Origin of the sequence: Alteromonas sp. CI.11.F.A3 (assembly GCF_032925565.1) — a bacterium.
GTDB lineage: Bacteria > Pseudomonadota > Gammaproteobacteria > Enterobacterales > Alteromonadaceae > Alteromonas.
On record NZ_CP136708.1, the window covers coordinates 4,498,947 to 4,511,428 of the forward strand.

The window sequence follows — 12,482 nt, forward strand, 5'->3', positions numbered from 1 at the left end:
ACTTAATCCACATACAACCAATCCACCATATTTTGGCGACTGGTTTCTAGTTCCTGTTCGAACGTGTCGTGTCCTACAACAGTGGGTTTGAGTAAAATGATAAGTTCTTTTTTCGTTTCGCTAACTTGACGATTCTTAAATAATTCACCAAACAAGGGAATGTCACCTAGTAATGGCGTTTTTGATACCACATCGGTTTGACTGGTTTGCATTAACCCACCTATCACCACAATTTCGCCAGAACCAGCTCGAATTATGGTGTCTGACTCTCGAATGGTGCTTTGTGCCAACGGCAATACAATTTGCTCATCATCCATGGTCACTACTTTTTGCTGCTCAGCAGTTTCAATAACCGATGGGTGAACATGTAAAAGAACCGTGCCTTTGTCATCAATTTGCGGTGTTACATCTAGCGCAATGCCCGAGAAAAAGGGCGTAAGCTCAATATCCGGTGAAATAGACGTAGTCGTACTGGTTACCGTACTGTCGCTTGACACATCAGTAACAAAATATTCATCGTCGCCCACTTTAATAACCGCTTTTTGGTTATTAATCGCCGTAACACGTGGGCTTGAGAGCACCTGTACATTCCCTTGCGTAGACAGTAACGACAATACCCCAGAGAAGTCTTTGTTCAAAAATGCGAGGCTTGTTACACCACCTAGGGTAGCGCTGATATCATTACCTAAAGTGCCTGCCGTAGTTGAAAGTGAGAAATCAGTATTTCCTGTATTGGCCAGTATCTCATTCCAATTAATACCCTGCTGATAACCGTCATTCAGTTCAACTTCTAAAATACGGGCTTCCAAAATAACTTGTTTCGTTAAGTTAGCCTCTGAGGTTTTCAAAAAGCGGCGTATGTCAGACAATTCATCAGGCATGGCCCGCACCGTAACTAAACTAGCTTGCGGAGTCACAAATACAGCACGGCCGTTTTCCTTACCTACCATAGCTTCAAGACTCACTTTCAAGTCGGCCCAAAAGTCTGTTTCAGTGCGAGTGTTTATCGTTGTGCCGTTAGTATTACTGTTGTTCTGACTTCCATAGCTATCGGAACTACTGAAGTTGCCACTGTACGAGCCCGAAGAAGAACCATTGTTGTTATTTTGATTATTATTTTGTGTTACACCACCGGAGGTAATACTGGTTTGAGTTGCCCCGTTTCGCTGCATGTAGAGGTAATTAACGGCAAAGGTTTCAGTACGCATACCAGCAGCGCGCACTTTAAAAACCGTTCCTGAGCGCGCAATGTCATAGCCATATAAGTCACTGAGTAATGACATAACTTCATCTATTGTAACTTGCTTGAGTTGCAGCGATACCGCCCCAGATACTTGCGGATGAATAGCAACACTGTAAGGCGTACCTTCAACCAAGCCTGCGAAAAACGCACTTATAGGCACGCTTTGCGCGTTAACATCGAAACGTTGTGGCCCGAACAAGCTGTTAGTTGAAGACACACTTTCGGGTGCTGCCAATGCAGCTGATACCGCAGAGGGGATGGGCACTGGGGTATTTACTTGTGAAGATTTACGCGCTTTTTCTGCATCAATTTGTGCTTGTAAGTCTTGTTCAACTTTTGACACAAGCTGCTGCTGAGGCTCGGATGTACTCTGACAACCGGCCATCGCTAAAGATATGCTTAGTACTCCAAACAGACGGGGTAACTTGCCCATTTTACAGATCCTCTGATACATTTTTTTTAATTGTTGTTATTGGCGCTAGAGACAATACTGTTCGTACGGGCTTGGCATAACGGGTTTTCAAAATTACCACGGTATTCTTAGTTATGCTTTCTACTTTACCCTCGGCGATATCATCCCCTTCCCTGACCACTTTATTATTAATAATGGCATGCTTACTTTGCGCAGAATACATAATGGCACTTAAGGAAAACTCCCCTTGCTGCGCAGCACCAATGCCCGTCATTTTGGTATTACCAGGACGAGTTGGGTCTTGCTGTGCAAACAATAAAAAGGAGCTAAAAGTGAGCACTGTCGTTAGTATTAGTTTAAACACGGATAAATGTCCTTTGCGTGCTAACGGTATAAAACTCTATTGTCACTTTTCCGTTAGGGTAATCGCTGACTTGGTAATCCATCGCTTCCCAATAAAGCTTTATATTTTCTTTTTGAGCACGTTGAAGAAAGTCTCTGATATCAAAATAGCTACCGCTGAACGTTAGGGTTAGGCCATGTCGATAAAGCGTAAGCTCTGATAAGTCTTCACGTCCTGCAAATATGTTAACAGGCGCAATAGTTGCCATAGATTCCAAGCGCACTTGTTGTGCATCATCAAACATACGACTAACCAAAGCTGGCATTTCATCAGGGGTGACTAGGGTTTTAAGTTCATCTCTAAATAGTCTTTCCAATATCGCATCTTTTTCTTCTAATTCTGCAATGCTTGATATCAAGGCCTTGTCGGGATCCTCTTCTAGCGCTTCGAGATAAATTTGTAATTGTTGGTTTAACGACGAGGTTTGCGTGGCTTCAGATGCTAGCCTTCTTTCCATCGATTGCGACTTTTTCCAAAGGGGCTCAATGAAAAACGTGAAACCAATAAGTACTATCACCACTAAGCCCGCGACGAAGAGCATAATGAGTTCTCGAGGGCTCATGGCGGCCAGTTTACTGTTCAAGCTATCTTTGCTCATTCTGGTGCCACCTCACCGTCTTCATCAGCTGGCTCACTGAGTAACTCAAACGACAACACGCCATTTGAATTGCCATCTTTGTTGATATCACGGCTTAATTTAATGACTTCAAATTCTTTTTCTTCAAAGTAGCTAGCGTTTCCTAGTCGTTTTAACCACGCTGGCAGTGCACCTGGGTCGTTTACCTTGCCATATAATGACAATCGCTCACTGTGCACCACAAATCGCGTTAGCCATAGAGAACCGTCTGCAACATCGGCAAAACCATTTAGTGCTTGGTAAAATGGCGCCTGCTCTCGGGTTTCTTGCCCACTCAATTCTTCGATAAGTAATGTTTTTTGGCTGACCGAAAGGTTTAACGTTTCGAGTTCTTCAGATAAAACTTGTGATGGCTTTCGTTCAGCTAATTGAGATTTCGCCATGGCTAAGTCTTCATCAAGCTGGATAGTTCGCTCTTGCGCTTGGTTTAACACTGCACTTTGTTTTTGAACCGTCGCGCTCAACCTCATGGTAACTAGCACGACTACCAATAATGTCAGTAACCACACTACGAGCATTGTGCCTACGTTCAACCAGCGAAACTCCGGTTTAAACTCTGGCCAATAGAGGTTAATCCGCTGTCTCATTTCAGCTCTCCTGCAGTACTCAAAGTAGGAGGTGCTATAGGTTGTGGAACCAATGCACAAAACGCAGCACTTAAGCTCACCAAGTTCAGTCGATAAACATCAATGTCTTCGTTGACTTGAATAGGCGAAATTAACTGGTCGATTTGTGCCGGAATTAACTGGCTAAGCTGCATCTTAAGCGTAGTAGAATGCGGGGAGTCTAACCGAAATAAAACCGACCGGATGGGCGGTTGGCGCAACTGACTTTCAAAGTGGTCCATAGAACGTTGAATTTGCACACCCAAATTATCAAGCAGTCCCATTTCCAATTCTTCTTGGGAAAACGAGCCAATATTTTCAAAACCTTTTAACCGCCGAGAAGAATAAAGGTTTCCATCTTTAACCACATTCAAAACCACTTCTTCACCGGCTTCTTGTGTTAACAGTACGGTGGCGCTTTCCATTGACGGCATGAGCTCGCATAGCGCTAATTCAGCAGTCGTGATTTCTTTTAAAGTGACATCGGCAGAATGGATATGGCTGACAACATCAGCAATGACAGAGCGAGGTAACGCGAACACGTTTACCTTGTTAGTGCCTGCAAGAGGCACGGGCAAATCGACATAATCAAATACATAGGCTTTGTCGCTACCCAATATTTCGGCAACAGACCATTGCAGTGCACCGTGAACTTCATCGTTCTCAACATTTGGGCGGTCTAGTTGTAACGCGTTGTACCAACTGTGAGACATACACACGCAAGTTGAGATACCAAGAAGGTTTTTTTCCTTTAGCCAAGTTTGAAGCTTTTCACCCCATTTTTCTGGCGTTACCGTTTCTTCGTCAACTAAAACTATTGAATCTTGCTCACGCTTTACTATGCAGAAGGATACAGACTCAGCGTCTACAGAAACGCCGAGCACATGGTGCTTGGGAACACGTCTAAATTTCTGCTTTAAGTATTGGCGCCATCCAATGTGCATTGTAAGATCTTTGACCATGAATAATTGTGTTATTACAACAAAGTAATAACAATAGCACCAGTAGACGAAAGTTGTTTATTTTTAAGAATATTTCAATTTTTTATTAAGCGCGTCACACCCCAATAACCGTTATTTTTCTCCGTTATTTCCCAGCCTCTTTTAGCCAGAAAAACGCGAATATAACGATTACTCATACCGTGCCCAAACACAACGATTTGAGTGTGCTGTTCGGCTTTCTTTTCGAGTGCATGGGCAGCTTTACCCACGCGATTTTTAGCCTCAATAAAAGACTCAAACCGCCCCGTTTTCCCGCAAATCCACATTAGCCTGTTTAATAAAACCCAATGCCACGCTTTTAATCTTAGCGGTAGCCTGTAGTAGGGAATATCCATTTCTTTTAATTCGGGAATAACTTCAACTGCGGGCTCGCCCATATAATAGCTCGCTGAAAGCTGTGCTCTTTTTAGCGGGCTAGCGATGATGTGGTGTGTGGCAAAACGGCGCTTTTCATTTGGGTAATGGGCGCTGTCTAAAGGTGACTGATTGTATTGGCGAACCCAATTGGTAAATTCACCCGCACTTAATTTATTGTTGTGAGCAGACTGTGGCTTCCCGTGCCGGATCAGAATTATTTCCTTCATCCTACCCTCCTTTTTTATCAATAGCGTCAAAACTAGATAGCTAAATATATTGCCATTTTTAAGTATATTGAACATAAAAAAGCCCGCACTTTGTGAAATAAAAATACGGGCTTTTTTTAGATTTTATAATGAATATCTACGCAGATTGCTGCATATCAACACTTTTTGAAACACGGCTCGTGATATAACTTTCTAGGCTGGCTTGCTCGCTTTGATTTAAACGTAAACCATGTTTAGTACGGCGCCACATTATGTCTTCAAGGGACATTGCCCATTCATGCTCTATAAGGTAATCAACTTCGGCCTGGTACATATCGGCCCCAAAATTCTCCCCCATACTATCAAGACTACTTTTGCCTTTAAGGAACTTAATACATAACAAGCCGTATTGGCGCGCATAGCGAACACCTATCGATTCGGGTAACCATGGATAATCTTTTTGCAGTTGGTTAATAAAATCAGCCTTATTTGTGAACGCACCACCTGGAAGTGGTACATCTTTGGTCCAGGCTTTGCCTGCTTTTGGAAACAAACTAGTTAGCTTATCTACGGCATGCTCGGCCAGTTTTCTATAGGTGGTAATTTTTCCACCGAAAATATTAAGTAATATTGGTGAAGACTCAGTTCCGCTTAGCTCCACTTTGTAATCGCGAGTTAGTTCTTGAGCAGACGCATTTTTTTCTTCAAGCAATGGGCGCACGCCACTGTAGCTATGAACAATATCGCTTTCGTCAATTTTCGTTTTGAAGTACGTATTAACCACTTCAACCAGATATTCAGTTTCAGCTTCAGAAATAGCGGCTTGCGATGGCTCTCCAACATAGTTCTCATCGGTAGTGCCAACAAGTGAAAAGTCATCTTCGTAAGGAATAACAAAAACAATACGGCCATCTTTATTTTGAAGAATATAAGCTTCTTCTGTGTCGTAAAGTTTAGGCACGATAAAATGACTGCCCTTCACCATACGCATTGCGTTAGGGTTTTTGGTGTCGGCAAGTCTATCTAGGAATGAAACAGCCCATGGCCCAGCTGCATTAACCACAGCCTTAGCATTAATTGTAAACGTTTTCCCTAATGAGTCTTTTAAAGTGACTTTCCATAACTTATCTTGTTTTTCAGCACTAATACATTCAGTACGTGTATAGATGCTAGCACCCTGGTCTTGCGCCGCTAGTGCATTTAATACCACTAAACGAGCATCATCTACCCAACCATCTGAGTATTCAAAACAGGTTGTAATATCATTAACCAATGGGCCTGTGGGTGACGTCGACATTTTCTTTGAGCGCGGCAATACATTGCGTTTGGCTAGTGAATCGTACAAGAACAATCCAATACGAATCATCCATGCAGGACGAAGATGCTTTTGATGAGGTAAACGAAAACGTAAAGGCCACATAATATGTGGGGCTTTTTCTAATAGTACTTCACGCTCGGCAAGTGCTTCTTTTACAAGGCGGAACTCATAATGCTCTAAATAACGTAAACCACCATGAATTAACTTGCTGCTAGACGAAGACGTAGCACCTGCAAGATCGCCTTTTTCACATAGTGCTACCGAAAGTCCGCGACCGGCCGCATCTAATGCTACTCCGGCACCATTTACACCGCCGCCAACCACTAATACGTCAACGGTTTGTGTACTATTTGTATTCTGATTCATGTTCTCGCCCCTTTCGGCTTCACTAGCATGCTGGCTATTTGACAACCAAAAAGAAAACATGTCAACACAAAACGAACATTAACGAACATTTTTGCGCAATTTCAACCTACGCGACTGAAGCGCCGGTTAAACATAGACTTACAGTTTATAAGAAACTCTTATGGAGGTTAGGTATTCCCACGTGCTTTATGTATAGCCATTAGCTTACTTAACCATAGCAGCTAATACGTGGGTAACAAGGCTGGTGGGTCATTACAGCAATGCTAACTACAAAGCGGTTTTTGGAGGTAGCGACGACACGGTTAAGTTGTTACAAAGGTAATAGATTGGCCGCTTAGGCTTTAATGAAACTGATGTTGTTTTCGTCGATAATTTTTCGAATAGCAGGAGGCGGTGTTTGGTCGCACACCAGGCAATCCACCTGGGAAATATGCCCTTGTTCTACCATGGCTCGACGCTCGAACTTACTATAATCTGCTGCAAGAATAACGTGCTGGGTGTGTTCCAGTATCGCTTGCGATACTTTTACTTCCCTAAAGTCAAAATCAAGCAAGGCACCATCAGCGCTTATTCCACTTATGCCTATAATGCCGTAATCCATTCTAAATTGACTAATGAAGTCGCAGGTTGCTTCCCCAATAATACCGCCATCTCGGTAACGTACTTCGCCCGCGGCGATAATCACAGAGAAGTCTTCTTTCGCAGAAAGAATGGTCGCGACATGAATGTTATTCGTTACCACGTGCAAGTTTTTATGATTAAGCAACTTGCTAGCTATCATTTCGGTGGTGGTGCCAATATTTATAAATAGCGAAGCCCCGTCGGGTATCATGTCAGCCACGGCCTCAGCGATTCGTTCTTTTACTTCGCTGTTTTGTGTTTTGCGTTCTTGATAAGGGGTATTCTCCCAACTTCGATTAAGCCCCGCGCCACCATGGTATCGACTAATAATACCGGCCTCAGCAAGCTGGTTTAGATCGCGACGAATAGTTTGGGGGGTAACGTCACAGCGAGTGACCAAGTCGTCAATAGACATGAAGCCATTTTGTTTGATAAAGCTAACAATTTTTTCGTGTCTTTGCGTTTGGTTCATTGGGTCATTCCTTGTGGCGATTTAGCCATTATACGTGGTTCACCTTTGCCTGCCTATGGCAATTCGAACACTCAAATGTTCGTTTTCGAAAATATAGCATTGTTAAACTGGTGTAAATGATGCAAACTCTTAGCAAATTATGTTCAGGAGACGTGTCATGGGCCAATACATTCTTGCCATAGACCAAGGAACCACGAGTTCACGTAGCATTATCTTTGCACCAGATGGCGCCATTGTAGCCGTTGCGCAACAAGAGTTTTCTCAGAAGTATCCTCAAGATGGATGGGTAGAGCATGATCCTGAAGAAATTTGGGAAAGCGTAACCACTACCATGAAGCAGGTATTTGATAAGTGCTCGTTATCACCTGAAGATATCGCTACGGTTGGCATCACCAACCAACGTGAAACCACGTTGGTTTGGAACAAAGACACAGGAAAGCCTGTATACCCCGCTATAGTGTGGCAAGACAGACGTACCGCCCAGCAGTGTCGAGAGCTCGATGACGATGAAAGTCTGGTAGCGCATATCAACGAATCCACAGGTTTGTTGCTAGACCCTTATTTTTCAGCCTCTAAATTGGCTTGGATCTTAGACAACGTTGACGGTGCGAGAGAACAAGCCGAAGCAGGCGATCTTCTTTTCGGTACGGTGGACACCTTCTTAATATGGCGTTTGACCAACGGCGAATCACATAAAACCGATGCGACCAATGCTTCACGCACCATGCTGTTCGATATTAATCAGCAATGTTGGGATGAGCGTTTACTCAGCACCTTTAATATCCCTAAATCAATGCTTCCTGAAGTCATGGATTGTGCTGATGAATTTGGTGTTGTGAGTAAAGATATCTTGGGCTGTACTATCCCTATTCAAGGTGTAGCCGGCGACCAGCAGGCTGCGCTTGTTGGCCAAGCCTGTTTCGAAAAAGGCATGGCAAAAAGTACCTACGGTACAGGCTGCTTCATGATTTTAAATACGGGCGATGAGCCGCTTCAATCTAAGAACCGTTTGTTAACTACCGTCGGCTACAGGCTAAATGGTAAAACCACATACGCTTTAGAGGGCAGTATCTTTATGGCCGGCGCTACCGTGCAATGGCTACGGGATGGCTTGAAGCTTATTGATGATGCATCGGAAACTGAAGCCTTGGCACAAAGAGCCCGACAAGATAATGGTGTATTCCTTGTTCCAGCATTTACCGGACTAGGCGCTCCTTATTGGGATCCCGATGCCCGAGGTGCAATTCTAGGCCTAACTCGAGACACCGGCATTAGCGAAATTGTTGCCGCAGGTTTGCAATCGGTATGCTATCAAACCAAAGACTTACAAAAAGCCATGGAAAGTGATGGCGCAAGGCCAACGACTATTCGCGTAGATGGCGGAATGTCTCGAAACGATTGGGTAATGGGATTCTTGTCTGATGTATTGGGCGCAGAAGTTGAACGCCCCGAAATTACTGAAACCACCGCACTTGGTGCCGCATTCCTTGCTGGCCTTCAAGCTGGTGTATTTACCTCTGTTGATTCTCTTACCGAGTGCTGGAAAAGCGACAGTATTTTCACACCTCGACTTTCAAAAGAAGAGCGCGATAAGGCCTATGACGGCTGGAAAAACGCCGTTGCCCGCATTCGCTGCAGTTAATTTACTCCTTCCTTATACAGCGCGGTAATAAACCGCGCTTTTAATATAAAAAAATATTTTTATAACATTGTCATTACAATGTAAATTTGTGTTACTATCAAAAATTAAGGAAAACGTTTACCTTTTTCCTTATAAATAAAACCCTATAAAATTCATAGTGTTAATAATAATAAATTGAACTTTGGGTTACAGAATGTGTAAAGAAAATGTTAACTAGCTTGGTCGAGTTGCCAAATGTAAGCTAAATGTTAATTAAAATATGTAAAACACAGCCGAAATACGGAGAAAACATAGTGACACATAAAACCAACACATCAATGATAGGTCCTATCGCGAAACGCTCACTTTTAGGTGTTGCTGTCGCTTCTGCCCTATACGCGCCAGTTGCACTATCTCAAGAAGCTAATACAAGCTCTGCGAACGATGCCCCTGTTGAGGTTATCGAAGTACGCGGTATTGTAAGCAGCTTGAAGCGTGCCATGGCTGACAAGAAAGAAAACTTAGCCGTTTCTGATGGTATCGCTGCAGAAGATTTGGGTAAATTCCCAGATTTGAACGTTGCTGAATCACTACAACGTATTACGGGTGTGTCAATTGACCGTAGTGGTGGTGAAGGTCAACAAGTTACTGTGCGTGGTTTCGGTCCTCAGTTCAATACTGTACTTGTAAATGGTCGTCAGTTAGCTTCTGATGACGCGGGTCGCGCGTTTAACTTTGATATTTTAGCCGCAGACCAAATTACAGGTGCTAATGTTTATAAGAGTGGCGTTGCTAACCTTCAATCAGGTGGCATCGGCTCTACTATCAACGTTTCTACTGCTCGTCCTTTCGATTACGATGGATTCCAAGCAGTAGGCAGCGTTAAAGGTATGTACGAAAGTTTGTCTGAGGAAGTATCTCCTCAAGCCTCTTTCTTAGTAAGCAATACCTTTGCAGACGACAAACTTGGTCTATTGCTCGCCGTTTCACATCAGGAACGTGAAGTTCAAATTAACCGAATTCAAACCGCGGGCTGGCGTCCAGGTTTAACGCTTTCAAACCGTAACGACGGTGTGATTGCTGAAAACGTTTACCTGCCTCGCAACTGGGATCAAATCGTAGATCAGCAAGAGCGTACTCGTACTAACGCATCATTGGTTGCGCAATACGCACCTACTGATGACGTAACTATTACCCTTGATGGTTTTGTATCAAAATTTGAAGTTGATTCTCAAGTAACTGATTTAGCATCATGGTTTGAGCCAGATCGTGTGGGCTCGGCTACCATCAACCCAGAAACAGGCACTGCAATTCAGTTCACACAAGAAATTGATTTGCACCAAGGTAGTGGTAACCCTGCTTCTGACTTCGTATCTTCTACTCGTAACGTTCGTGACGTAACCAGTAAAGGTTTCGGACTTAATGTTGATTGGCAAATTAACGATGCACTTTCAGCAACGTTTGATGTTTCTAACTCAACAGCAGAAAACGACATCGCTGGCGAAGGTCGCTTTAACGTTGTTGGTATCATCAATAACTATGAGTTCGACGGCACAGGTGGTGTTCCAACCGTTCGTCATGATGGTTTCGTAGACGGTCAACTACCGGATATTGCTTTAAACCGCCTTCATTACAACGACCTAGGAAACACGGTAGCGTCTGATGATGAAGTAACTGAATACAAAGCTGATTTTACATACCTGCCAGACTCAGACGTTTTCCGTAAAGCAGATTTCGGTATTCTTCGTTCAGAACGTGAAAAATACGTTTACCAAATGTTTGCTTCAGAATGTTTATTCTGCGGTTACGGCACAGAAGCCCCAATCGATGAACTAAACATTCGTCCATTTACAGCAAACAACTACTTCAGCGGTTTGATTGACACTTGGTACACTTATGACGGTGATGCATACCTTGACTACCTAGCGTCGCAAGGTGCACCAGTAGTACCAACACTGCAACCTAACTACTACAATATCGATGAAGATGTTACTGCGCTTTACGCACAGCTTGAGTTTGGATACGACATCGGTGATATGCCGTTAACCATGAACTTTGGCGCTCGTTACGAAGAGACCAACGTTTCAGTTACTGCGGTTCAGGCATTTATCTCTGATATCGTTCCAACCACCGACTTAACGTTGTTCGCTAACCGTTTCGCGCCAGCTGAAGATATTACTGGTTCAAGCTCTTACGCTAATGTTCTTCCAAGCATCAACGTGAAGTTAGAAGTTCAAGAAGACATGATTGTTCGTTTCTCACGTTACGACTCACTATCACGTCCTACTATGGATCAAATGTCGCCAGCGACTACGTTCGGTGAGCCACGTCGTCAGAACTTACAAGCGAGTGGTGGTAACCCTAACCTTAAGCCTTTCGAAGCTGAAAACTGGGATATCTCATTTGAGTGGTACTACAGTGACGACTCTGTGTTCTCATTTGCATTGTTCAGTAAAGAAGTTGAAAACTTCATCGTTACCTTATCTGGTGAAGAATCTTATTCTATGACAGATCGCAGTGCAGCGAACGGTTACCGATGTGCAGAAGATACTTGTGCAGTAGGCGTTCAACTTGACCCTACGGATCCAACTCGTGACGTAGTCGCTGACACTGAAGAGTTAAATGGCGAAAGCGAGATTTACACAGTAACTCGCCCTCAAAATGGCGAAACTGCAACGGTTAATGGTTATGAAGTTGCACTAACTCACGTTTGGGATAACGGTTTCGGTATTACTGCGAACGCGACTGTTGTAAACAGTGATGCTGAAGTATCTGATGACGTTACACAAACGTTTGCACTTGAAGGCCTTGGTGATTCTCAGAACTTAATTATGTTCTACGAAAGAGACGCCTTCCAGGCACGTGTTGCATTTAACAACCGTGAAGCCTTCTTATTTGCGCTTGATAACACTTCTGTAGGCGGTGCTACTGGCGAGCCAGTAACCACAGAAACTTACGGTCAGTGGGATGTAAGTGCAAGTTATGACATCAACGAACATTTCACTGTGTTCTTTGAAGGCATTAACGTAACAGAAGAAGAACTTTCACAGGTTGGTCGCTTTGCTGACCAAACATACTCTATTGAAGATAACGGCTCTCGTTACGCAGTAGGTATTCGAGGTTCATTCTAAGAATATATTGGCAGGGTGAGAGCCCTGCCATTTATTCATAGGTTAATTGGCTATTTCAGTTAATCTATGAATAAATAAAATAAATCGCA

The 12,482-nt window shown here is 43.5% G+C and carries 10 protein-coding genes; 2 read left to right on the forward strand and 8 right to left on the reverse strand.

Going from position 1 to position 12,482, the window contains the following annotated elements:
• Positions 1 to 2 precede the first annotated feature (2 nt).
• The 8 genes from mshL to R1T43_RS19435 form a co-directional block, all read right to left on the reverse strand.
• Positions 3 to 1,676 carry a pilus (MSHA type) biogenesis protein MshL gene (gene mshL, locus R1T43_RS19400; RefSeq protein ID WP_317351185.1) on the reverse strand — a complete coding sequence of 558 codons (1,674 nt, stop codon included), beginning with the start codon at positions 1,674 to 1,676 and terminating at the stop codon, positions 3 to 5.
• A 1-nt stretch (position 1,677) separates the two neighbouring features.
• Complete coding sequence (locus R1T43_RS19405; protein WP_317351187.1) at positions 1,678 to 2,019, reverse strand: hypothetical protein; 342 nt, start codon at positions 2,017 to 2,019, stop codon at positions 1,678 to 1,680.
• Positions 2,012 to 2,656, reverse strand: a complete 645-nt coding sequence (gene gspM / locus R1T43_RS19410; protein ID WP_317351189.1) for a type II secretion system protein GspM — start codon at positions 2,654 to 2,656, stop codon at positions 2,012 to 2,014. The genes R1T43_RS19405 and gspM overlap by 8 nt, the downstream gene beginning before the upstream one ends.
• The gene (locus tag R1T43_RS19415) at positions 2,653 to 3,282 is read right to left on the reverse strand and encodes a hypothetical protein (protein WP_317351191.1); all 630 of its coding nucleotides are present in this window, start codon (positions 3,280 to 3,282) and stop codon (positions 2,653 to 2,655) included. Before R1T43_RS19415 ends, gspM begins: the two co-directional genes overlap by 4 nt.
• Positions 3,279 to 4,244 (reverse strand): MSHA biogenesis protein MshI, encoded by a 966-nt coding sequence (locus R1T43_RS19420; RefSeq protein WP_317351193.1) that lies wholly within the window; start codon positions 4,242 to 4,244, stop codon positions 3,279 to 3,281. The genes R1T43_RS19415 and R1T43_RS19420 overlap by 4 nt, the downstream gene beginning before the upstream one ends.
• A 92-nt stretch (positions 4,245 to 4,336) precedes the next feature.
• Positions 4,337 to 4,885: a histidine phosphatase family protein gene (locus tag R1T43_RS19425; protein WP_317351195.1), complete on the reverse strand. Its 549-nt coding sequence runs from the start codon at positions 4,883 to 4,885 to the stop codon at positions 4,337 to 4,339.
• 136 nt (positions 4,886 to 5,021) lie between these two features.
• The gene (gene glpD / locus R1T43_RS19430) at positions 5,022 to 6,548 is read right to left on the reverse strand and encodes a glycerol-3-phosphate dehydrogenase (protein ID WP_317351197.1); all 1,527 of its coding nucleotides are present in this window, start codon (positions 6,546 to 6,548) and stop codon (positions 5,022 to 5,024) included.
• 334 nt (positions 6,549 to 6,882) lie between these two features.
• Positions 6,883 to 7,641, reverse strand: coding sequence for a DeoR/GlpR family transcriptional regulator (locus tag R1T43_RS19435; protein WP_317351199.1), 759 nt, complete (start codon positions 7,639 to 7,641; stop codon positions 6,883 to 6,885).
• A 157-nt stretch (positions 7,642 to 7,798) separates the two neighbouring features.
• Here R1T43_RS19435 and glpK point away from each other — a divergent pair, with 157 nt between their 5' ends.
• Positions 7,799 to 9,283, forward strand: a complete 1,485-nt coding sequence (gene glpK / locus R1T43_RS19440; protein ID WP_317351201.1) for a glycerol kinase GlpK — start codon at positions 7,799 to 7,801, stop codon at positions 9,281 to 9,283.
• Between the two features lie 317 nt (positions 9,284 to 9,600).
• Positions 9,601 to 12,393: a TonB-dependent receptor gene (locus R1T43_RS19445; RefSeq protein ID WP_063458043.1), complete on the forward strand. Its 2,793-nt coding sequence runs from the start codon at positions 9,601 to 9,603 to the stop codon at positions 12,391 to 12,393.
• The last annotated feature ends 89 nt before the right edge of the window (positions 12,394 to 12,482 follow it).